This is a genomic window from Pseudomonas borbori (genome assembly GCF_900115555.1).
Taxonomy (GTDB): domain Bacteria; phylum Pseudomonadota; class Gammaproteobacteria; order Pseudomonadales; family Pseudomonadaceae; genus Aquipseudomonas; species Aquipseudomonas borbori.
This window is the reverse complement of the sequence record NZ_FOWX01000012.1, coordinates 111,252-132,866: the sequence shown is the minus strand read 5'-3', so window position 1 is coordinate 132,866 and position 21,615 is coordinate 111,252. Positions and strand designations below refer to the sequence as shown.

Below are 21,615 nucleotides of genomic sequence, written 5' to 3'. Positions count from 1 at the left end.
CGCGATCTGGCAGTTCGAGGTCGCTGGTTCAGCTTGGCTCCAGCGTCAGGTAGACCGCGGTCTGGTTGAGCAGCTGGTAGGCGACTTCGCCGAAGGTGATGGGACCGGTGAGGCGCGCCGTCTGGCGTCCCTGCAACTGCGAATAGAGGTAGTTGAGGATGCAGTTGCAGCCGAACAGGATGGGGCCGCCGTCGCTGGGCATGGCCTGCAGGAAGCGCTCGCTGTAGTCCTCGACAGCGTCGGCGAAACGGTAGTTGACCCCGGCGAACACCGGCGCATAGAAGGACACCAGGCCCGGCTCGGGCTCCAGCGCCTGGATGCTGACATTGATCATGGCGCCGCAGTAGTCGGCCACCAGCGGCAGGCGGGTGTCGATGCCGCGCGCGCGGATCAGCTCGAGCAAGCTGCCGCGCACGCCATCGATCAGGCAGTCGCGGGCGGCAAAGCCGGTCTCGTCGAAGCTCAGCGTCGGTCCCGCGCCGGGGGTGAACAGGTTCACCGCATGCACCACCGCCGCCTGCTCGGGCGGCAGGGGGATGTGCAGGACGATGGCCTGGTCGGTGTAACAGCGCCCGCTGCGGCCGTCGATCACCTGGGCCTGGGCGCTGCCCAACTGATCCAGGTGCACCCCCGCCACCCAGCCGGCAATCGGCTTGATGTACATGTCCGGGTAGTTGGGGGCCTCGCGGGCATAGTCCTCGAGCACGCCGCTGGCGGCCGGCAGAATGACGATGCTGAAGCCATTTTCCGGGGCGTCTTCGAGCATGTGCGGCAGCCGCTCGCGGTCATAGCAGACGATCTCGCCGGCCGGTTGGCCGAACGGCTGGACGAACACCCGGTCGAGGCGACAGGTGCCACCCTCGCTCGCCATGAAGTAGGGGGTGGTGCCGCCGATCCAGTTACCCCTGGGCAGCGTCGCCAGGCAGTCGATATGGCCGGCGATGGCCAGGGTTTCGCCGCGCTCGATCAAGGCGCCGGCCTGGCGCAGATCGAGCAGTGCGCTTGTCGCTGTGCCGTTGCTCATGGCTGGTCACCCTCCGTGGCCTGCTGCCGGTCGTTGTTCAGTTGGGCGATCTCGTGCTGCAGATGCTTTTCGTGCTTGATGAAGAAGCGCCGCAGCTCATTGATCCTGAGGATCTGCATATCCGGGTCATGCGCCCTGGCAAAATCCTGGCGGGCGCGGGCCAGCAGCAGTTTCAGGCTCAACAGACGGATCTCGAGCGGGCAATCCGGCGCCAGCAGGCGCAGCCATGCCCGGTCGTCGCTGGCGGGAATGGTGCTGGCGGTTTGCCCCGCCGAGTCGTCCAGTTGCAGGCGCGCCAGCAGCTCCGTATCGGTCGCGGCCAACTGGCCGGATTCGATCGCATGCTTGATCTGCCAGGCGAGGTGAATGTCGATGTCCAGCAGGGCGCAGACCTGGCGATAGCGCAGGCCATCCTGCAGGCACTGGATCACTCGCCTGGCCAGGCCATGGGTGAAGTCGCTGGCGCCTTTACCGAGGAAGGCTTGAGGCGCCTGGCCGTCCTGTTCCGGCAGGCTGGCGTGGATGTAGGTCTTGTAGGCGCCGATATTGGTATGCCGCCAGCGTGAGCGGGGCTGTTCGCCGAGGTAGCGACCGAACCAGCTCTTGCCGCTGCTCAGGTAGGCATGCACCTCGCGGCTGTGGGTATCGACACGGACCCGGCTGACCTCCCAGGGTTCGTTCACCTCCAGCAACCAGCGGCACAATTCTGCGTCTTTCACCCGGACCTCCCTGTATTGGTTTACCAGTACAGGGACGTTCACATGGGCGCGCGCGGCGAGCCAGGCGACCTTGGCACTAAGTCGTTGCTACTTGCGCAGCGGGTCGCTGGTTCGCCAGGCGCAGCCCCGGCATCGAGATCCGCGGCCAGCAGCAAGGCGAACGTCCGACTCGATCGGCCTGTTGGTGTGCGGCCGCAGAATTATCGTTTCGATGACACCGGCTCGTAGGGTGCGCCGTGCGCACCAGGCACCCGGTTGTGGGTGGTGTGCACGGCCTAGGCGGCCCCGCGCGCCCTACACAGGCCCGCCTGCTAGTAGAAACTGACCGCATGCCCCTCGCGGTCGAAGGCGATGAAGTTGCCGATGCTGCCGGATTCGATGGCCCCGACCATCATCTTCAGCGGTTGCTCGGCTTCGTCGCTGCTCGGCACCATGCCCGCGCGCCCGGCCAGACCGGCGGCAAACACCAGATCCCAGGCCACGCCGGTACGGCTGGACTCGGCCAGCAGCCCGGCAAAATCCACCAGTTCGTCCGGCAGTTTGTCGACGCACAGCACCGGTCGGAGCGAGCCGCCCTGGTTCTCGGCATAGCGCTGGCGTTCCTCTTCGGTGGCATCTTCAGGCAGTTCGGCGCTAACGAACACCAACAGCAAGCGTTGCGGTTCAGGCTGGGCCTTGGAAGCGGCCAGCAGGTCGGCGAATTCGGCAATATCCATGACAGTCCATCCGTACGGCAAAAATGAGCGAAGCGATAGCCCACACTGCCACGCATGGCCGGTCTTTGACCATATCTCTTAAGGCGTAGATGGCGCATCGCGCAGCCATCCGCTGGCAGCCCAGATATCTGCGTCCAGGCTGCCGCTCAGGACTCGCCGCTTTCCCGCAGCTTGGTCAGCAGGGCTTCGCTTCTGATCAATTGTTCCTCTTCGCTGAGGTGAGGGTTTTCCAGCACGATGTCGATTTGCTCGAGCAATTCGCCTTGCCGGCGGACACGTTGATCCAGCTGCCTGAGGCGGCGGTTACTGCGCCAAGTCCAGTAGGCCAGCGCCGCGACTGCCAGCAGTAGCAGCGCAAGTCCTGTCCAGATCAGATAAGTCATGGCTACTCCGGCTGTCGCGCAGCCATTCAGGGGCGCAGTGGCTTGCGCATGGCGAAGCGCTGCAAGGTAACAGCGCCGCGCGCCACCGTCTGTGCCTGCTCCACAGAAAAGCCCTGGCGGGCGAAGAATGGCCGCGCCGTCAGGCTGGCCTCGGTATAGGCCGATGTCACCCCCGCGGCTTGCATGCGCATTTGCGCGGCCGCATACAGCGCCGTGGCCACGCCTTGGCGGGCATGCTGCGGGGCGGTGAACAGCAGGTCGATATGACCATCGCGGGTGAAGCCGATAAAACCGGCGAGTTGCCGGTTTTCCTCGGCGATCAGCAGCTCCAGGCCCGCCAGGCGAGTCTGCCAGGCGGGCATGTCCGCTTGCGCCGGTGCCCAGGCCTGGCGCTGCGCCTGGTCATAGTCAGCGGCGCCGAGTCGATGCACCGAGGCACTGAACAGTTCGACTAACGCCTGCAGATCCTGGGCGTGGTAAGCGCGCAAGGTGAAGGATGGATGACTGGGCATGGGCTGTGAGGTTCGGCTGCGGTGGGTGTCGCTCACAGCCTCAAGCAGATGGTCGCCGTTGTAAATACGCGAAGGTTTCCCGCAAGGCCGCAAAGGGGGAGTTGGGCTGGTAAGCCAATTGCGCACAGGCTTTGCGGATGTCGTATTCCTGTTTGATGCCATAGAAGGTGCGCACCTGGCTGCGGGTCAGGCTCGCTGGTGTGCCGGTCAGCCTGGCAAGCAGTTCGGCGCCCCAGGCAAGGCTCAGCAGTAACCATTGTGGCGCGCGCGGTGGCAGCTTGTAGCCAGGAGCAACGGCATTGGCGGCTGCCACTATGTCGCTGAATGAGGAGCTGTGCTGGTTCGCCAGGATATAGCGCTGCCCGGTTTCGCCCCGGTTGGCGGCCGCGACGCAGGCCAGGGCGACGTCGCGCACATCAACGAAATTGAAATGAAAGTTGGGGTCCATGGGCACGGATTTTTTGTAGATGCGCTCGATAAAAGCCATGGTGTCGGTCAGGCGATAGGCGTTGGGGCCGATCATGGCGGCAGGCAGCACCGCCACCATCCACAGACCATGGGCTTTGGCGATTTCCCAGGCCAGTTGCTCGGCGAGGATCTTGGAACGGTAGTAGGGGTTGCTCAGGTCCTGGTTCCAGCTGCCTTCGTGCAAGGCTTGGCCGTTGTGGCCGACGGCGGCGACCGAGCTGACGTAGACCACGCGCTTGACGCCAGCCTGCGCCGCAGCTTCCAGCACGTTGCGGGTACCTTCGACATTGGCGCGGACTATTTCCGCTTCAGGGTCCGCTGACCAGTGTTTGAACACCGCCGCCACCTGATAGAGCACATCGACGCCCTCCATCGCCTTGAGCAGTGCGGCCTTGTCCTCAAGCTCGGCGTATACCAGTTCGCAATCCAGCCCGGCGAACGGCTGGGTATTGTTCGGGTCGCGTACCCCGGCGCGCACCCGCTGGCCTTGCGCCAACAATGCCCGCAGCAGATTGTTGCCCAAATGGCCATTGGCCCCTGTTACCAAACATAAAGTGGCCATTGCGATCTCCCTGTACGGCGTCGGTTGTCTTGTCGGGAGACAGGCTAAACCTTGCCCCTGGGGACAGGGTCAAGCTCTCGCTGGTTGAACAACCTTAATGGGGTGCGAATAGACGCTTGATGTCCTGCTCGAGCTGCAGCAGTTGCTGGTCGAGGCGTTGCAAGGCCTGGATTTCGGCTTGTAGTTGCACGCGCTTTTGTTCGATACCGAGGGTGGCCGCCTCGAGGGGGAAGCGCTGGCTACGCAGTTTTTCTGTAATCAGCGGGAGTATCTCCGTCAGTTTGAAGCCCACGGCCTGGGCTTGGCGGATCATGCGCACCAGGGTCACGTGGTGCTGGTCGTAGCAGCGGTAGCTGCCTTGGCGCAGTGGCGCGGGAAGCAGGCCGATTTTTTCGTAATGGCGGATCGCCTTGGGCGTGCAGGCGGTGAGCTTGGCCAGTTGTCCGATGAACATCAGGTAAGTCCTGCACGGGGAGAAGGCCGGCAGGTTACCCGGTAGGCGAGGGCAGGTAAATCGGCGACTAGCGCCGCTACAGGCTCATGGCTTGAGTGCGGTCAGCAGCCTGTCGAACAGTTGCGGGTCGTTCCATTCGCGTTTGACCTGTGTGGAAAACTCGATTTGCGCCAGCTCGAATGCGCCCATGCGCGGGTTATAGGCATCCTCGCGGAAGCACTGGGCGTAGCCGGTGTCGGTTTCGTGGACGATCACCGAGTGCATGCGCACGTCCTGTTCGCCGTTGATCATCTCGGTCAGCTGCAGTAGCGCATCCACCAGACGGAAGATCACCCGCGAGAACTGTTCGGCGCTGGGCGAGACCGGCAGGCTGATCCAGCGCTCGGAGAAGCGCAGGCAGCTGGCGATGTAGTCGGCATCGTCAGCGTCCCAGAAGGTCAGGGCATGGTCGAAGGCGTCGATCAGGTCGCGCACATCGCCCTTGAGCAGGCCGAAGTCGTAGACCATCTGGCCCTGGTCCAGGGCGTGGGCCTGCAGCAGTTCGATCTTGTAGGAATGGCCGTGCAGCGAGTGCGAACAGCGCCGGCTGCTGCAGCCGCGCACTATATGCGCGCTCTCGAACTTGAACAGCTTGCGGATCAGCATGGCGGCTCCAGGCCGGGCATACGTGCTTCCTCGCCCAGGCGCTCGACCAGTTCGGCCAGGCTTAGGCTGCCGAGGTTGTCGCCGGCGCGGCTGCGCAGGGTGACGTGGCCCTCGGCCTTTTCCTGCTCGCCGATCACCAGCAGGTAGGGCACCTTCTGCAGGGTGGCCTCGCGGATCTTGTAACCGATCTTCTCGTTGCGCAGATCCAAGCTGGCGCGCAGGCCGGCGCGTTTCAGTGCGGTCAGCACCCGGCGGGCGTAGTCGTTCTGCCCTGCGGAGATGGTCAGCACGGCGGCCTGCTGCGGCGCCAGCCACAGCGGGAACAGGCCGCTGTACTGCTCGATCAGAATGCCGGTAAAGCGTTCCAGCGAGCCGAACAGGGCGCGGTGCAGCATCACCGGGCGCTCGCGTTCGCCCTGTTCGTTGACGTAGTCGATGGCGAAGCGTTCCGGCAGGTTGAGGTCGACCTGCAGGGTGCCGCACTGCCAGTCGCGGCCGATGGCGTCGCGCAGCACAAACTCCAGTTTTGGCCCGTAGAACGCGCCTTCGCCGGGATTCAATTGGTAGTCGATGGCCATGCCCTGCAGGGCACCGGACAGCGCGCCTTCCAGTTGATCCCAGGTGGCATCGCTGCCGATACGGTTGGCCGGGCGGGTGGACAGCTTGACCGCCACTTGCTCGAAGCCGAAGTCGCGGTAGATGGCGAACACCAGGGCGATGGTGTCGGCGCATTCCTGTTCCATCTGCGCGGTGGTGCAGAAAATGTGCGCGTCGTCCTGGGTGAAGTGGCGCACGCGCAGCAGGCCGTGCAGCGCGCCGGACGGCTCGTAGCGGTGCACCTTGCCGAACTCGGCCATGCGCAGCGGCAGGTCGCGGTAGCTCTTCAGGCCGCGGGCGTACAGCGCCACCGCGCCGGGGCAGTTCATCGGTTTGAGGGCGAAGACGCGCTCGTCCTCGGTGCTGGTGGTGAACATGGCCTCGCGGTAGTTGAACCAGTGCCCGGAGGTTTCCCACAGGCTGCGGTCCATCACGTCCGGGGTGTTGACCTCGACGTAGCCGGCGGCGTCCTGCTGCTGGCGCATGTAGTTGATCAACTGCTGGAACAGGGTCCAGCCCTTGGGGTGCCAGAACACCGAGCCGGGGGCGCAGTCGTCGAAGTGGAACAGGTCGAGCTGGGCACCGAGCTTGCGGTGGTCGCGCTTGCCGGCTTCCACCAGGCGGGTCAGGTAGGCCTTGAGCTCCTTCGGTGTGGCCCAACAGGTGCCGTAGATGCGCTGCAAGGCGGCATTCCTGGCATCGCCACGCCAGTAGGCGCCGGCCACCTTGGTCAGCTTGAAGGCCAGCAGATGGCCGGTGCGCGGGATATGCGGGCCGCGGCAGAGGTCTTCGAAATCGCCCTGGCGATACAGCGACAGCACTTCGCCCTGGGGGATATCGCGGATCAGTGCGGCCTTGTAGTGCTCGCCCAGTTCTTCGAAGTAAGTGATGGCCTGGTCGCGGGGAAGCTCGCGGCGACTGACCGGCAGATCGGCGACGGCCAGCTCCTGCATGCGCGTCTCGATGCGTTCGAGGTCGTCGGGGGTAAAGGAGCGCTCGAAGGCGAAATCGTAGAAGAAGCCATCATCGATCACCGGGCCTATGGTCACCTGGGCACTCGGATAGAGCTGCTTGACCGCCATGGCCAGCAGGTGCGCGCAGGAGTGGCGCAGCAGCTCCAGACCCTCGGGGTTGCGGGCGGTGATCAGGCTAAGACTGGCGTCTTTATTGATCAGCGCGCTGGTGTCGACTAGCTGGCCATCGAGCCGGCCGGCCAGCGCGGCCTTGGCCAGGCCGGGGCCGATATCGGCGGCCACCTGGGCCACGCTCAGGGGCTGGGAATAGTGACGCTGGCTGCCATCGGGCAGGGTAATGCTGGGCATGTGTGTTCTCTAATCACGGCCAATAGAAAAGGCTATGTCCACGTTGTCTGTTGATGCTCCGATCTGGCCACTCTGGGAGCGGCTTCAGCCGCGAATTTCGCGGATAAATCTGTGCAGCAGTTAATTCAGACATAGCCATAGAAAAAGGGTCAGCCGCGCTGGTAGCGCAGCGGCAACCCCTGACAATCGTCCTGCACCTGGCCGTCGTGCCAGGCCAACTGGCCGGAGACGATGGTGCTGCGCACCGCATGACGGAAGCTGCGGCCCTGGAAAGGTGTCCAGCCGCAGTGGGCGAGAATTGCATCGGCTTCCACGGCGCGCGGCTGCGTCAGGCGCTCGATCAGCGTGAGGTCGGCCCAGTAGCCTTCGCGCAGGAAGCCGCGTTCCTCGATGGCGAACAGCTCGGCCACGGCATGACTGGTTTTCTGCACCAGGGTGGTCAGCGGCAGCAGGCCATCGGCGACCAGTTCCAACAGGGCCGGCAGGGCGTGCTGCACCAGCGGCAGGCCTGCCGGCGCCAGTCCGTACGGACGCGACTTCTCAGCCAATGTGTGCGGCGCGTGATCGCTGCCAATCACATCCAGGCGACCACAGAGCAGGGCCTGACGCAGGGCATCGCGGTCGGCACGGGTCTTGATCGCCGGGTTGCATTTGATCAGGTGGCCGAGCGCCGCGTAGTCGCCGTCATCGAACAGTAGATGGTGGGCACAGACCTCGGCGGTGATGCGTTTGCCCGCTAACGGGCCGGCGCCGAACAACGCCAGTTCGCGCGCCGTGGTCAGGTGCAGCACATGCAGGCGGGTGTTGCAGCGCCTGGCCAGGGCCACCGCCAGACTGGAGGATTGGTAGCAGGCCTCGGCATCGCGGATCAGCGGATGCATGACCGGCGGAATCTCAGCGCCATAGCGTTGCTGGAACTCGGCCTCGCGTTCGCGGATGCGCGGGCTGTACTCGCAGTGGGTCAGCAGAATCGTCGGGCAATTGGCGAACAGCCGTTCCAGCGAAGGCATATCGTCCACCAGCATGTCGCCGGTGGACGCACCCATAAACACTTTGACCCCGGCCACGCGCCTGGGGTCGAGGGCGGCGACCGTGTCCAGGTTGCCCTGGCTGACGCCGAAGTGAAAACCATAGTTGGCCACCGAGCAGGCGGCCGCGCGACTTTCCTTGGCCACCAGCGCTTCCAGGGTCAGGGTCGCCGGGTTGGTATTGGGCATGTCCATGAAACTGGTGATGCCACCGGCCACCGCGGCCCGCGACTCGCTGGCGATGCTGCCCTTGTGCGGCGCGCCGGGGTCACGGAAATGCACCTGGTCGTCGATCATGCCAGGCAGCAGAAACTGCCCGGCGGCATCGATCTCGCTGGCGGCGTTCACCCCTTCGATGCTGCTGGCGATCTGTTCGATGCGGCCGTTATGCACCCAGACATCGGCGTCGAACTCGCGGCCTTCGTTGACCAGGCGGGCGTTGCGGATCAGTACGTTGCTCATGTTCAGAACTCGTTCTGCAGGGCTTTGTAACCGCGCACCAGATCGATATTGGTACGTGCCACGTCCTCGGAAAATTTGGCGGCCGAGACGCTGACCTTGGGCAGTTGGCTCAAGTCGGTGCGCGGGCCGATGCGCTGGGTCGAGGTGACATGAAAGCCCGCCGGCAGGTCGCAGCCGTCGACCACCGCGTTGTGCCGCACCACGCAGCCGTCGCCCACCGTGCAGTTGAACAGCACGCTGTTGAAGCCGATAAACACCCGGTCACCCACTGCACAGGGGCCGTGGATGATCGAACGGTGGGCGATGGAGCTGTGTTCACCGATGGTGACTGCCGCGCCGGATTTGGAGTGGATCACCACGCCGTCCTGGATATTGGAGTTGGCGCCGATGACGATGGGCTGCATATCACCGGTTTCGTCGACCTCGTCGGCGCGGATCGCCGCTGTCGTGCTGCTGGGCGATGGCGGCGATCAGGCCGTCGGCATTCCAGGGCACGGCATCCAGCGCCTCGCTCAGCGGGCGACTGTCGCCCAGTCCGGCGTGCTCCAGTTGCAGCCACAGGTTCATGGTTTGAGCGCCGCCAGCAGGGTGTCGAGGTTGTGCTTGAACATGCCCAGGTAGCTGCTGGCCGGGCCTGCGCTGGCCAGGGCATCGGAGTAGAGGGTGCCGCCGACCTTGGCGCCGCCTTCCGCGGCGATCTGCTGGATCAGCCGCGGGTCGCGGATATTTTCGACGAACACCGCACGCACGCCGTCGGCGCGGATCTGTCGGATCAAGGCGGCCACTTCGGCTGCCGAGGGCTCGTCTTCGGTGGACAGCCCCTGGGGCGCGATGAAATTCAGGCCATAGGCCTGGCCCAGATAAGCGAAGGCGTCGTGACTGGTGATGATGCTGCGTTGGGCCTGCGGCAGTTGACCCAGGCCTGCCTTGGCTTCGCCGAGCAGGGCGCGGATTTGCGTCAGGTAGGCGTCGCGTCGTTCTCCGTAGTAGGCGGCGTGGGCCGGGTTAGCTTTGCTCAGGGCCTTGGCGATGTTCTGCACATAGATCTCGGCATTGGCCAGGTTCTGCCAGGCATGCGGGTCGGCAACCTGGTGACCGTATTCATCGAGCATCAGCGGCAGCACCCCGGCGCTGGCGTCGATGCGCGTGCCGGCGGCCTCGCTGCTGGCGATCAGCCGATCCAGCCAGGGCTCGAAGCCCAGGCCATTGGCGATGATCAGGTCGGCGCCCTGCACGGCCTTGGCGTCCTCTGGGCTCGGTGCATAGACATGAGCGTCGGCGTCGGCGCCAACCAGGTTGCGTAGTTCTATGCGATCACCGCCGATTTGCAGAGTAATGTCGGCCAAAATACTGAAACTGGTAATGACCTGGAGCTTTTCCGCCGCTGACAGCGATAACGAGGCGAGCAGGGTGAACAGGGCGACCAAAGTGCGCATGAGTGTTTCCTCAGGGTGAATGTAAGGGTTGGGCGCGCAGCAGGCCGTTGAGCGGGCCGAACAGCACGGAAAGGGCATAGGCCAGGCCGGCCAGCAACACGATGCAGGGCCCGCTGGGCAGGTTGGCGTAGTAGGACAGCAACAGGCCGAGCCAGACGCAGGTCGCGCCGGTCAGTGCGGCGAGCAGCAGCAGGCTGGGTAGCTGGCAGCTCCAGAAGCGCGCGGCGGCGGCCGGCAGCATCATCAGGCCGACCACCATCAGTGCGCCTATGGCCTGGAAGCCGATCACCAGGTTGAGCACCACCAGGGTCAGGAACAGCCCGTAGGCCAGCGGCCCGAAGCGGCTGACGCTGGCGAGAAACAGCGGGTCGAGGCTGTCGAGCAGCAACCAACGGTAAATCAGCGCCAGGGCCAACAGGCTGCCGAGCGAGACCAGCAGCATGCCGTTGAGCGTGTGCGGATCGACGGCCAGCACCGAGCCGAACAGCAGGTGCAGCAGATCGAGTTTGCGACCGGCCAGGCCCAGCAACAGTACGCCGCTGGCCAGGGAAATCGGGTAGATCGCCGCCAGGCTGGCATCCTCGCGCAGGCCGGTGTGGCGGGTGATCCAGGCGGCCAGACCGGCCATGCCCAGGCCGGCGACCAGGCCGCCGAGGGTCAGCGCCGGCAGGCTCAACCCGAACAGCCAGAAGCCGATGGCGGCTCCGGGCAGGATGCCGTGGGCGATGGCATCGCCGATCAGGCTCAGGCGGCGCAGGATCAGAAATACCCCCAGCGGCGCGGCGCTCAGCGCCAGCACCACGCCGCCGAGCAAGGCGCGGCGCATGAAGGCGAATTCGACGAAGGGTGTCCACAGCAGTTCCACCCTAGGCCACCTGTTCCAAGGGCGGGCGCTGGCCGATCAGCTGGCGGATCGGCGCGAAGCGGCAACCGCTGCGCGACACTTGCAGGGGGTGGTCCAGGCGCCGGCCGAGGCTGGCGAGGTCATGGCTGACCAGCAGCTGGGTGCGGCCCTCCGCTTGCCAGCGCTGGATATGCTGCCAGAGCAGGGCCTGGCCGTGATCGTCCAGGGCGGCTTCGGGCTCATCCAGCAGCAACACCCGGGCCTCGGTCAGGCTCAGGCGGGCCAGCAGCGCGCGCTGCAGTTCGCCGCCGGAGAGCGCCTGCAGCGACTGTCGCTGCAAACCGTACAGGCCCCAATCGTCCAGTACCTGGCACAGGCGCGCCTGGCGTTCGCGGCGGTTCAGTGGGCTGCGCCAGAAGCCGGCGCTGACCAGGCTCTGCAGGCTGATCGGGAATTGCCGGTCTAGGGCCTGCTGCTGCACCAGATAGGCCACGCCGCCGAGGCGCGGCACGCCCAGTTCGAGGCGTCCGCGTAGCGGTTGTTGCAGCCCGGCGATCACCTTGAGCAGGCTGCTCTTGCCGCAACCGTTGCTGCCGATCAGCCCGGTCAGGCTGCCGCTGGGCAGTTGCAGATCCAGCGGCGGGGTCAGCGGCTGGCCGCTCGGCCCCCATTGCAGGTGCTGGCAGCGGATCATGCCGGGCTCCAGTTCCAGCTGCTGGTGGCCACGGCATCGTGGGCGTGCAGGCTTTCCGCATGGACCACGCGCAGGTGGAAGGCGCTCAGCCCGGGCTGCAGCAACAGGGCGCTGTGCAGGCGCCGCGCGGCGTCTTCGCAGAACATCAGGTTCTGCCCGTTGGCCAGGGCGAAGGCCTGCTCGTCGGCGCGCTTGACCGCGGTCTGCACCGCAGTGCCGAGGGCCTGCTCGGCGCGGTCGATCAGCTCGATCAAGGGCAGTTCATCGGCCTGCGGGCTCAGGCGCACCTGCAGGGTGGCGGTGCTGCGCTGGCTATGCGGCGTGGCCAGAATACCCTGGGTCGAGCCGAGCCAGGTCAGCAGTTGCTGATGCTCGAGGGACTGGTCGGCGAAGTCCTCGATAAAGCGCTGCTGGATCAGCTGACGGGCCAGGGCGGCGGAGCAGGGGCAGGTCGAGGAATAGTCGAGCTGAGCCTGCAGTTCCACGTGGAACCCCCATGAATCCTGGCGTGCACGCACTTCGAAGGGGTAGGCCTTCCAGCCCGATAGCGGGCTGACCAGAGCCGGTCGGCTGAGCAAGGCCTCACCGCGCAGGCTGATATGGGCCTGTCGCGACAGGCCTTTATGGCTGTCGAGAAACTCGCCCAGCAGTTGGCGCAACAGCGGCGGACTGAGGTTGTCGGTCTCCAGGACCTGCAGGGCCAGGTACAGGCGCGACATATGGATGCCGCGCGCGCCGCCGTCATCCAGGCTGACCCCGGCATCGGCGCGGGCGTTGATCCGTTGCCCGGCAAACAGCAGCGGCAGGGCGATTTCGCCCATGCCGACCCAGTCCAGGGTTTGTTGGTAGAGAGTCGCTTGGGCGGCGATATCCGGCAAAGTCAGGGCGTTCATCAGAAATCCAGGGGGTGACTGAGGCGATAAATGTTATGTTATAACAATTAAAGCGCCACTCCAGTGAATTTGAATCATGACCTTGACCTTGCTTACCCAAGCCGAGCTGCTTGCCCAGCCGGCCGATGACTATATGAACGATGCCCAGCAGCGATTTTTCCGCGAGCTGCTGCTGGGCCAGCGCAGTGACCTGCAGGCGCGCATCGCCGAGGAGTTCGAGACCCTGCGCGAGCGCGAAACCAGCAGCGACCCGGCCGATATCGGCAGCGCCGAAGAACAGCGGCAGTGGCAACTGCGCCAGCTGGAGCGGGAAAAGAAGCTGCTCGACAAGATCGACGAGGCCCTGGATCGCCTGGCCCGCGGCGAATACGGCTGGTGCCGGGAAACCGGCGAGGCCATCGGCCTCAAGCGCCTGCTGCTGCGGCCAACCGCCAGCCTGTGCGTCGAAGCCAAGGAACGCCAGGAACAACGCGAAAAGCATCTGCGCCACGCTGAACAATGATGGAGATCAACGCAATGACTGAACGACTTCCCGTAACCGTGCTGTCCGGCTTTCTCGGTGCCGGCAAGAGCACCCTGCTCAATTACATTTTGAAGAACCGCGAGGGCCTCAAGGTCGCGGTAATCGTCAACGATATGAGCGAGATCAATATCGATGGCGGCGAGGTTCAGCGCGATGTCAGCCTCAACCGCGCCGAAGAAAAACTCATCGAGATGAGCAACGGCTGCATCTGCTGCACCCTGCGCGAAGACCTGCTGGAAGAGGTCGGTCGCCTGGCCCGCGATGGCCGCTTCGACTACCTGCTGATCGAATCCACCGGCATCTCCGAGCCGCTGCCGGTGGCGGAAACCTTCACCTTTCGCGATGAGCAGGGGCAGAGCCTGGCCGATCTGGCCCGCCTGGACACCCTGGTCACGGTGGTCGACGGGGTCAACTTCCTCAGGGATTTCCACGAGGCCGAGAGTCTGGCCAGCCGTGGCGAAACCCTCGGCGAAGAGGACGAGCGCAGCATCACCGACCTGCTGATCGAGCAGGTGGAGTTCGCCGATGTGCTGCTGGTGAGCAAGATCGACCTGATCGGCAGCCATGAGCGCGAGGAGCTGATCGCCATCCTCCGCGGCCTCAACACCCACGCCGAGATTCTGCCGATGGCCATGGGCGCGGTGCCGCTGGCCAAGATCCTCGATACCGGGCGCTTCGACTTCGAGCGTGCGGCCCAGGCGCCGGGCTGGCTCAAGGAGCTGCGCGGCGAGCACATCCCCGAGACCGAGGAGTACGGCATCGCCTCCAGCGCCTACCGGGCACGGCGGCCGTTGCATCCCGAGCGTTTCTTCAATTTCATCAACCGCGAATGGAGCAATGGCCGCCTGCTGCGCTCCAAGGGCTTCTTCTGGCTGGCCAGCAAGTACCAGGAAGCCGGCAGCTGGTCCCAGGCCGGTGGCCTGATGCGCCATGGTTTCGCCGGGCGCTGGTGGCGTTTCGTGCCGAAAAGCCAGTGGCCGAGCGATGACGAAGACCTGCAGGCGATCATGCAGCACTGGAGCGCCGAGGTCGGCGACTGCCGCCAGGAGCTGGTGTTCATCGGCCAGAACATCGACTTCGCCAAGCTGAGCGCCGAGCTGGATGCCTGCCTGTTGGATGATGCGGAAATGGCCCTGGGCGTGGATGCCTGGCGGGCGCTGCCCGATCCCTTCGGCCCTTGGGTCGAGGAGGAGGCGGCCTGATGCTTGCGCCAATAATGCGGCAGCCGTTGCAGCAGGTCGTTGGTGGGCAGATCGAGGTGCTCGGCGAGGTGTTGCGTGATGAGGTCAATCTGGCCCTCTGGCAACGCCAGTTGCCGCCAGCGATCGATGCGTTCGCCGAGCAGTTACTGGCCCGGGGGGGAACCGCTGGCCGAGTCCAGGGTGCTGGAGTTGGCGCACGCGGAGAGCCCGGTGGATCTTGGCGACCTGCTCCAGGGCTATGGCGGGTTGCCCGGCCACGCGGCCTTTGTCGCCGATGTGGCCTGGCTGGTCAGTGCCTTCGCCTGCCTGCTCGACGCCAGGCGCATCGGCCTGCGCCTGCGCGTGCTGGACAAGGCCATGTGCCCGCGCTTTCACGTCGACCATGTGCCGCTACGCCTGATCAGCAGCTATGCCGGGGTCGGCAGCCAGTGGCTGCGCGAGGGCGTGATGGCGCGTCAGCGCCTCGGCGACCCGGCAGCAGAGCCCGCGGATGAGGCCCGGATCGAACGCGTCGCGGCCGGCCATGTGCTGCTGGCCAAGGGCGAGAAATGGATCGGTAACGAGGGTGGCGGGCTGATTCACCGCTCGCCGCAACCGCCACCAGGCGCGCGACGCCTGTTGCTGACCCTGGATTGGTTGGCGTGATGGCGAGGGGGCAGCCGAGTTGTCAGCGCGCCATCCACACGCCTCTACTCTGCCGTTCGCAGAACGGCTTGAGGTAGGCGGCGTCGCTGGCCACGCCATAGTAGTGAATGTCCTGCTGATAGGGCGTGCCGCCGACCCGGGCGTTGCGACAGACGCCGTAGGCGCCGAGCGGGCATTGCTCGACGAAGGCGACTTCGACCTTCTGGCCCTGCAGTTGCGGCTGGCAGAAGCCGCTGCGAAACAGGTTGGGCGGGATGCTGCGGTTCTGCTGGCAGACCTTGACGTCCAGGCGCTCGGCCTGGCTATGCACCACGCAGGCCTCGCCCCAGGCCAGGCCGGATAACAGGTACAAGCCAAGCAGCAGAACCACACGCATCGTTAAACACCTCGATAAACAGGCAATGGCCGGATTCTGTAGGAGCGGTTACATGGCCAATAAAACAGTCTGCCGACTCTAGCATGCGGCTTTTATTCAGTCTGCGCCCTGCTCGGGGTTCTCTCCCGGCAGGCAAACCTGCACCATAGGCCCATGCTGAAGAATATCCCCACCCACCTGATCGCCGGCCCCTTGGGCGCCGGCAAGACCAGCCTGATCCGCCACCTGCTGGCCCAGCGCCCGGCCGACGAACGCTGGGCGGTGCTGATCAACGAGTTCGGCCAGATCGGCCTGGACGCCGCCCTGCTGACCAGCGACGCCGACGGCGTGGCCATGGGCGAGGTGGCCGGCGGTTGTCTGTGCTGCGTCAATGGCGTGCCCTTTCAGGTCGGCTTGAGCCGGCTGCTGCGCAAGGCCAGGCCGGATCGCCTGCTGATCGAACCGTCCGGCCTGGGCCATCCGCTGCAACTATTGGCGCAACTGGGCGAGCCGCCCTGGGCCGGCGTGCTGGCCGTACAGGACCCGGTGCTGGTGCTGGATGCCGCGGCCCTGGCCCTCGGCGCAGGCTTGCCCGACAGCCTGCAGGCCACCCTGGGCAGCGCCGGCTTGCTGCTGCTGAACAAGGCCGAGACGCTGGACGATGGGGCGAAGGCGCGGATTCAGGCGCAACTGCCGACGCGTCCGTTATTGTGGACCAGCCAGGGCGCACTGACGCTGGCGCAGCTGCCCGGTTTTGCCGCCCGTGCCGAGGCGGGGCCCGATCTGGACGATCTGCCCAGCAGCGCCGCCGCAGCCCTGCCGCAGATCTGGCGCACGCCTGCCGAGCCGATCTGCCAGATTCAGGCCCAGCCCGAAGGCTGGAGCATCGGCTGGCGCTGGCACCCGAGCCAGTGTTTCGAACTGATGCGGGTGCAGCAGTGGCTCGCCGGCTTGCCCTGGCGCCGCGCCAAGCTGGTGCTGCAGACCAACGCCGGCTGGCTCGCGGCCAATGCCCTGGATGGCCAGCCTTTGCACTGGCAGAACAGCGAGTGGCGCAAGGACTCGCGGCTGGAACTGATCTTCGATCAGCCCCAGGTGGTCGAGTCGCTGCGGCAGGGCATGGCCGCCTGCCGGATCTAGCAGCCAGCCTTGCCGATCCGCTTGCTCAGGGATGGGCGTTGAACCAGGCGAGCACCTTGCCCGGCGAGGCGTCGAACCATTCGTGGTTGCCCAGGGGCTCGGTGTAGCGGCCGGTGGCGATGCCCTGCTGGAGCAGGCGGTCGTAGTACATATCCATGCTCCACCAGGGCACTACCGTGTCGACGAAGCCATGGATGAAGTAGGTCGGCGGGTGATCGGCCGGCAGGTTGTCCGGCACCGAGCAGAGCGGCCCGCTGCAGCTGGCGTAGGAGCCGGAATGCACCACCAGGGCCTTGAACTGGCCGGGGAAGGACACCGCCATGCGGCTGCTGTTGTAGCCGCCGCTGGAAATCCCGGTGGCGTACTTGCGCTGGCCGTTGAGCGGGCCGAAATGGCCGTTGTCGATGGCCTGGAACAGGTTGCTCAGAAAGGTGAAGTCCGTGCTGGTTGGGTACAGCTCCCCCGACAGGCCGGGGATATTGGTCTGCCAGAACAGGTCGGCCGGGGCGCTCGGGGCGATTACCGCGTAGCCGTGGTCGAGCAGGGTCTTGATCGTCTTGCCCTCGTTGTACAACTTACCCAGCCACTCGTTGCTGTAATAGACGAAATCGTCCAGCGCGAAGAACGAGCCCTGATAGAGGATGGCCACCGGCCAACCGCCTGCGGGTGGAGTACCGGCCGGCGTCTGATAGATCACCTGGCGGCTGCTCAGCGCGCCTGAGGCAATCCAGGTTGACTGATGACTGCAGCTGATCTTGCCGGGCAGGAACCAGGTCTTCTTGCGCTCGCTGCAGGGCGAGTCGGCCCAACTCGGGCTCGCGAACAGGCAGGCCAGCAGGGCGAGCAAGCCCAGCCAGCGGACACTCGGGGTGACAGTAGTCATGGCAGTGCTCCGTCTTGTTGTTGGTTTTTTCCGTTTCGTCTTCCTGAACCTGGAGGGAGTTGCCCAGGCGGGACGCACTGAAGTGAAACCCGGATTCCGATTCCGTCAAGCGCCGCTCGCCCCGCCCCGCCATGCCGAGCTGGCTGTGGTGGCCGATTCTGGGCATGCCACGCCGCTGGATCAACCCGAGCGCTTGAACGCCTTGCTCGAGCGTTTTATCCGAGAGTTGTGGTTTATTCAGGAGTTGAGCGTTGGGGGCGTCTCGGGGTGCCCTCTTTTTTGTGTGTGCGGCGCTCGGCACCGGGTCGCTCCTGGCAGTAAACTGGCCGGCCAGCCGACAGTGAGCCGCCGCATGTACCTCGAATCCTGGTCCCACGCCTGTTCCGCCGGGTTCACCTTGCGCGGCTGGCATTCGCCGCCTTCGGGCAAGCCGCTGCTGCATTTCCTCCATGGCAACGGTTATTGCGGGCGGGTCTATACGCCCTTGCTGCAACGGCTGGCCGAGGATTTCGACCTCTGGCTGTGCGATGTCCAGGGCCATGGCGACAGCGATCATGGCGGCCGTTTTCATGGCTGGAACCGCAGCGCCGAGCTGGCCCTGGAGGCGTTCGCCGTGGGTCGCAAGCACTTTGCCGAGGTGCCGTTGTTTGCCGTCGGCCACAGTTTCGGCGGGGTCTTGAGCAGCCTGATGCTGGCTCGGCAGCCGCAGCTGTTCAAGCGTGCGGCGCTGCTCGATCCGGTGCTGTTCACTCCGGCGATGATCGGCGTGATGGCGCTGTCCGACGTGGTCGGTCTGAGTCAGCGCAATACCCTGGCGAGCAAGGCGCGCAAGCGTCGCCGCGAGTGGCCGGATCGCGTGGCGGCGCATGCCGCGCTGCATGGCCGCGGGATGTTCCGCGGCTGGAGTGAGGACGCGTTCGACGCCTATATCAATCATGCCTTGAAGGACACCGAGGCGGGCGTCGAGTTGAAGTGCCGGCCGAGCCGCGAGGCGGAGATCTTCGGCTCCTATCCCAGGCGCTTGTGGCCGTCGCTGGCCAAGGTGACGACGCCGACCCAGGTGCTCTACGGCCAGCACAGCTACCCCTTCGTCGCCAAGTCGGTGGCGCGCTGGTGTGCCGGCAATCCGCATATTCACGCCCAGGTGGTGGAGGGCGGGCACTGCTTCATGCAGGAACAGCCGCGAGATACGGCCGAGCGGGTCAGCAACTTCCTCCTGCAGTGCGGCTGAAAGCTGGTGAAAAACTCCGCCTATTTCCCTGGTCAAGGAGTCGCTATGCAGCGGATTCTCTGCCTGGTCTTGCTGTTGCTGAGCAGTCAGGCCCTGGCCCTCGACTGGCGGGACAGCCCTGCGGTATCCGCTGAATTCGCGCGTGCCGGCATGCCGGGCACCTTTGTGCTGTACGAGATCGGCAGCGGGCAACTGCTCGGGCACAACCGCCTGCGTGCGCAAACCCGCTATATCCCGGCCTCCACCTTCAAGATTGGCAACAGCCTGATCGGCCTCGCCACGGGCGCGGTCAGCAGTGTCGACGAGGTGTTCCCTTACGACGGCAAGCCCCGCTTTCTCAAGTCCTGGGAGCGGGATATGGGCCTGCGCGAAGCGATCAAGGTCTCCAACCTGCCGGTTTACCAGGAGCTGGCGCGGCGCATCGGCCTGCAGCGCATGCGCAGGCAGGTAGAGGCACTGGGTTACGGCAATGGCCAGGTCGGCACTGAGGTCGATCAGTTCTGGCTGAAGGGGCCCCTGACCATCAGTGCCGTGGAGCAGGCTCGGTTTTTGGCGCGCCTGGCCCAGGATCAGTTGCCATTGCCGCCGGCCATTCAGGCCCAGGTCCGGGAAATCAGCCGGCTCGAGCAGGGCGCCAATTGGACGCTGTACGGCAAGACCGGCTGGGCCACCGCCCAGGATTCGAACATCGGCTGGTGGGTTGGCTGGCTGGAACAGGACGACAAGCTGTACAGCTTCGCGCTGAACATCCCCATGACGGATTTGCGCGATGCCGGCAAGCGTATCGAGTTGGGCAAAGCCAGTTTGCGGGCGCTGGGCCTGCTTTAACAGGCTGTTGAAAAACTACCTGCGTTGGCAATACTGCGTTAAAAACAGGCTCTGAATGCTCATTTACAGCTCGTAAACTGCGCTTCCTCGCCTGTTTTTGCCTTGTCTTGCCTGCCTCGCCTACGTTTTTCAACGGCCTGTCACGGCTCGGGCTGCCGCCTGTCGGGTTGGTGATGAGTGGCGCGCCAGTGCTCCAGCTCGATGACCTGAGGGTTTTCAGTCGGTGGCGTCCTGAACGGATGGGGCGCCAGTTCGATGCGCCCGACCTGCGGGCCGAACATGACGATGCTGCCGACATGCCGTTGTTCGCCGGTGACGGTGAACTCGAAGCCATACACCCGTGCCAGGCGCTTGCGTCCGCGGGCATCGGTCGAGAGGGTGATCTTGCGCAGGGCGACGTTGCCGTCGAGCAATTCGACATCGGCTTTCGCACAGTGCTGTTTGACCTGCGCCAGGGCGCGCTCGCGCAAGCCGTGGGCGTGCCACAGCCAGGCGCCGGCGGTGGCCAGCAGCATCAGAACGAAAATATTACCGAGGGTCAGCATCGTGGGTTCCAGGCGGGCTCGGGCCGGTCGCCGCGTCTGGCGGCGATCCGTTGGCGCATTCTGACAGCCCGGCGGCGGGCTGTCTTGCTCTCAACCGTCGTGTTTGAGATCGCGGTAGCGCTGCTCCAGCTCCTGGCGAATCGCCCGGCGCTGCTGGCCCTGGGTGAAGCGCCGCTGTTCCTCGGAGGTCTGCGGCTGACGCGGCGGCACCGCGATGGGCTTGCCCTGATCGTCGACCGCGACCATGGTGAAGAAGCAGCTGTTGGTATGCCGTACCGAGCGCTGGCGGATGTTTTCGGTGATCACCTTGATACCGATCTCCATGGAGCTGCGCCCGGTGAAGTTGACCGAGGCGAGGAAGGTCACCAGTTCGCCGACGTGCACCGGCTCGCGGAAGGTCACCTGGTCCACCGACAGGGTCACCACGTAGCAGCCGGCGTAGCGGCTGGCACAGGCGTAGGCGACCTCGTCGAGGTATTTGAGCAGGGTGCCGCCGTGGACATTGCCGGAGAAATTGGCCATATCCGGGGTCATCAACACGGTCATCGTCAGTTGGGCGTTTCCGGGTTCCATGGGCGGGCTCTTCAAGTGGGGGGCGGCGCGAGGTGGATTATGCACCTTCTCTATCAGAACGACGCCGCCGTCGGACGGGTCACGCCGGTGGCGTCATGGCCTACTTGCCCGCCGAGAGGCCGAAGTCGATCGCCAGGTCGGCGCCGGTGATCGCCTCGGCCTGCGGCTGGTACAGGTACCAGACCAGTTCGGCGACCTCCTCGGGACGCAGGAAGCGTGCCTCGCGGCCCTGGGGGTAGAGGCTCAGCAGCTCGCGCTTGTAGCCGGTCGGGTTGCCCTTGCCGTAGCGTTCGGCCTGGTAGTCGAGCATCGGCGTGGCGATGTCGCCGGGCGACACTGCGTTGACCCGCACGCCGTGCCCGGCCAGTTCCAGAGCCAGGGTCTTGCTCAGCATCACCAGCGCCGCCTTGCTCGCGCAGTAGGCCGCCGAGCCGCGGTAGGCCTGGCGGCCGGCGTCGCTGGCGATATTGACGATGCAGCCGCGGCTCTCTTTGAGGTGGGGGATGGCCGCCTGGCTGATGTAGAAGGCCGCCTTCAGGTTGACGCCCATGACCAGGTCGAAGTCCTCCTCGCCGAAGCTCTCCACCGGCCCCTCGCGCCAGACCCCGGCGGCGTTGACCACGGCATCCAGGCGGCCGGTGGCGACCAGGGTCTCGGCGATCAGCTCCTGGCAGTTGCTGGCGCTGCGCAGGTCGGCGGTGGCGCTGAAGTCCAGCGGTACCACGGTATTGAGCGCATGCAGACCGGCCTTGTCGACATCGCTGGCGGTGACCCGCCAGCGGCTCTGGGAGAAGCGTTTGGCGATGGCGCGGCCGAGGCCGCCGGCGGCGCCGGTAATCAGGATAACGGGCGTGCTCATGGGGCGGTTCCTCCAGGGGCGGTGGTCAATCCAGTTTAGGTAAACCTGGTAGGTTGCGCAGCGCATGGTGAC

The 21,615-nt window shown here is 65.3% G+C and carries 24 protein-coding genes and 3 pseudogenes; 6 read left to right on the top strand and 21 right to left on the bottom strand.

Going from position 1 to position 21,615, the window contains the following annotated elements:
* Positions 1–28: 28 nt before the first annotated feature.
* The 16 genes and pseudogenes from BM315_RS11340 to folE2 form a co-directional block, all read right to left on the bottom strand.
* Positions 29–1,024, bottom strand: a complete 996-nt coding sequence (locus BM315_RS11340; RefSeq protein ID WP_212632950.1) for a DUF6976 family protein — start codon at positions 1,022–1,024, stop codon at positions 29–31.
* Positions 1,021–1,743, bottom strand: coding sequence for a hypothetical protein (locus tag BM315_RS11335; protein ID WP_090500924.1), 723 nt, complete (start codon positions 1,741–1,743; stop codon positions 1,021–1,023). The genes BM315_RS11340 and BM315_RS11335 overlap by 4 nt, the downstream gene beginning before the upstream one ends.
* Positions 1,744–2,054: 311 nt before the next feature.
* Positions 2,055–2,459, bottom strand: coding sequence for a ribonucleotide reductase subunit alpha (locus BM315_RS11330; RefSeq protein WP_090500922.1), 405 nt, complete (start codon positions 2,457–2,459; stop codon positions 2,055–2,057).
* Positions 2,460–2,605: 146 nt separating this feature from the next.
* Positions 2,606–2,842, bottom strand: a complete 237-nt coding sequence (locus tag BM315_RS11325) for a hypothetical protein (RefSeq protein ID WP_090500920.1) — start codon at positions 2,840–2,842, stop codon at positions 2,606–2,608.
* 26 nt (positions 2,843–2,868) lie between these two features.
* Positions 2,869–3,354 carry a GNAT family N-acetyltransferase gene (locus tag BM315_RS11320; protein ID WP_090500918.1) on the bottom strand — a complete coding sequence of 162 codons (486 nt, stop codon included), beginning with the start codon at positions 3,352–3,354 and terminating at the stop codon, positions 2,869–2,871.
* Between the two features lie 40 nt (positions 3,355–3,394).
* Positions 3,395–4,384, bottom strand: a complete 990-nt coding sequence (locus BM315_RS11315; RefSeq protein ID WP_170862204.1) for an NAD-dependent epimerase/dehydratase family protein — start codon at positions 4,382–4,384, stop codon at positions 3,395–3,397.
* Positions 4,385–4,478: 94 nt separating this feature from the next.
* Positions 4,479–4,838, bottom strand: coding sequence for a MerR family transcriptional regulator (locus BM315_RS11310; RefSeq protein ID WP_090500916.1), 360 nt, complete (start codon positions 4,836–4,838; stop codon positions 4,479–4,481).
* Positions 4,839–4,922: 84 nt separating this feature from the next.
* Positions 4,923–5,483, bottom strand: a complete 561-nt coding sequence (locus tag BM315_RS11305; protein WP_090500914.1) for a 6-pyruvoyl trahydropterin synthase family protein — start codon at positions 5,481–5,483, stop codon at positions 4,923–4,925.
* Positions 5,477–7,402: a threonine--tRNA ligase gene (gene thrS, locus BM315_RS11300; RefSeq protein ID WP_090500912.1), complete on the bottom strand. Its 1,926-nt coding sequence runs from the start codon at positions 7,400–7,402 to the stop codon at positions 5,477–5,479. The genes BM315_RS11305 and thrS overlap by 7 nt, the downstream gene beginning before the upstream one ends.
* A gap of 149 nt (positions 7,403–7,551) precedes the next feature.
* Positions 7,552–8,892: a dihydroorotase gene (locus tag BM315_RS11295; protein ID WP_090500910.1), complete on the bottom strand. Its 1,341-nt coding sequence runs from the start codon at positions 8,890–8,892 to the stop codon at positions 7,552–7,554.
* A gap of 2 nt (positions 8,893–8,894) precedes the next feature.
* Positions 8,895–9,335, bottom strand: a pseudogene (locus tag BM315_RS11290) (LbetaH domain-containing protein); the annotation flags it as partial.
* Positions 9,328–9,459, bottom strand: a pseudogene (locus BM315_RS11285) (phosphoribosyl-AMP cyclohydrolase); the annotation flags it as partial. The pseudogenes BM315_RS11290 and BM315_RS11285, both read right to left, overlap by 8 nt.
* Positions 9,456–10,328 carry a metal ABC transporter substrate-binding protein gene (locus BM315_RS11280; protein WP_090500906.1) on the bottom strand — a complete coding sequence of 291 codons (873 nt, stop codon included), beginning with the start codon at positions 10,326–10,328 and terminating at the stop codon, positions 9,456–9,458. The pseudogene BM315_RS11285 and the gene BM315_RS11280, both read right to left, overlap by 4 nt.
* Positions 10,329–10,338: 10 nt before the next feature.
* Entirely contained in the window at positions 10,339–11,154 is an 816-nt protein-coding gene (locus BM315_RS11275; RefSeq protein WP_090500985.1) for a metal ABC transporter permease, read from the bottom strand.
* Between the two features lie 40 nt (positions 11,155–11,194).
* Positions 11,195–11,866 carry a metal ABC transporter ATP-binding protein gene (locus BM315_RS11270; RefSeq protein WP_090500904.1) on the bottom strand — a complete coding sequence of 224 codons (672 nt, stop codon included), beginning with the start codon at positions 11,864–11,866 and terminating at the stop codon, positions 11,195–11,197.
* Complete coding sequence (folE2, locus tag BM315_RS11265) at positions 11,863–12,759, bottom strand: GTP cyclohydrolase FolE2 (protein ID WP_090500902.1); 897 nt, start codon at positions 12,757–12,759, stop codon at positions 11,863–11,865. Before folE2 ends, BM315_RS11270 begins: the two co-directional genes overlap by 4 nt.
* A 76-nt stretch (positions 12,760–12,835) precedes the next feature.
* Here folE2 and dksA point away from each other — a divergent pair, with 76 nt between their 5' ends.
* The 3 genes and pseudogenes from dksA to BM315_RS11250 all read left to right on the top strand — a co-directional run bounded on the left by dksA (position 12,836) and on the right by BM315_RS11250 (position 15,129).
* Positions 12,836–13,261, top strand: a complete 426-nt coding sequence (gene dksA, locus BM315_RS11260) for an RNA polymerase-binding protein DksA (protein WP_090500900.1) — start codon at positions 12,836–12,838, stop codon at positions 13,259–13,261.
* A gap of 14 nt (positions 13,262–13,275) precedes the next feature.
* Positions 13,276–14,484, top strand: a complete 1,209-nt coding sequence (zigA, locus tag BM315_RS11255) for a zinc metallochaperone GTPase ZigA (RefSeq protein WP_090500983.1) — start codon at positions 13,276–13,278, stop codon at positions 14,482–14,484.
* Positions 14,484–15,129, top strand: a pseudogene (locus tag BM315_RS11250) (DUF1826 domain-containing protein). The gene zigA and the pseudogene BM315_RS11250 overlap by 1 nt, the downstream one beginning before the upstream one ends.
* 22 nt (positions 15,130–15,151) lie before the next feature.
* On the opposite strand, the gene BM315_RS11245 reads toward BM315_RS11250, so the two are convergent.
* Complete coding sequence (locus tag BM315_RS11245; protein ID WP_090500899.1) at positions 15,152–15,505, bottom strand: NADH:ubiquinone oxidoreductase; 354 nt, start codon at positions 15,503–15,505, stop codon at positions 15,152–15,154.
* 153 nt (positions 15,506–15,658) lie between these two features.
* On the opposite strand from BM315_RS11245, the gene BM315_RS11240 reads away from it, so the two are divergent.
* A complete protein-coding gene (locus BM315_RS11240) occupies positions 15,659–16,624 on the top strand; it encodes a CobW family GTP-binding protein (protein WP_090500897.1) in 966 nt (321 codons plus the stop codon).
* A 25-nt stretch (positions 16,625–16,649) separates the two neighbouring features.
* Here the strand turns inward: BM315_RS11240 and BM315_RS11235 are convergent, their stop codons facing one another.
* Positions 16,650–17,507: an extracellular medium-chain-length polyhydroxyalkanoate depolymerase gene (locus BM315_RS11235; protein WP_244527290.1), complete on the bottom strand. Its 858-nt coding sequence runs from the start codon at positions 17,505–17,507 to the stop codon at positions 16,650–16,652.
* A 352-nt stretch (positions 17,508–17,859) separates the two neighbouring features.
* Between BM315_RS11235 and BM315_RS11230 the strand changes: the two genes are divergently transcribed.
* The gene (locus BM315_RS11230; RefSeq protein ID WP_090500895.1) at positions 17,860–18,738 is read left to right on the top strand and encodes an alpha/beta fold hydrolase; all 879 of its coding nucleotides are present in this window, start codon (positions 17,860–17,862) and stop codon (positions 18,736–18,738) included.
* Positions 18,739–18,783: 45 nt separating this feature from the next.
* Positions 18,784–19,566, top strand: a complete 783-nt coding sequence (gene blaOXA, locus BM315_RS11225) for a class D beta-lactamase (RefSeq protein WP_090500893.1) — start codon at positions 18,784–18,786, stop codon at positions 19,564–19,566.
* 140 nt (positions 19,567–19,706) lie between these two features.
* Here blaOXA and BM315_RS11220 read toward each other — a convergent pair whose 3' ends face one another.
* The 3 genes from BM315_RS11220 to BM315_RS11210 form a co-directional block, all read right to left on the bottom strand.
* Positions 19,707–20,111 (bottom strand): DUF3301 domain-containing protein, encoded by a 405-nt coding sequence (locus BM315_RS11220; protein WP_090500891.1) that lies wholly within the window; start codon positions 20,109–20,111, stop codon positions 19,707–19,709.
* A gap of 90 nt (positions 20,112–20,201) precedes the next feature.
* Positions 20,202–20,684, bottom strand: coding sequence for an acyl-CoA thioesterase (locus BM315_RS11215; protein WP_090500889.1), 483 nt, complete (start codon positions 20,682–20,684; stop codon positions 20,202–20,204).
* A 100-nt stretch (positions 20,685–20,784) separates the two neighbouring features.
* Positions 20,785–21,543 (bottom strand): SDR family NAD(P)-dependent oxidoreductase, encoded by a 759-nt coding sequence (locus tag BM315_RS11210; protein WP_090500887.1) that lies wholly within the window; start codon positions 21,541–21,543, stop codon positions 20,785–20,787.
* Between the last annotated feature and the right edge of the window lie 72 nt (positions 21,544–21,615).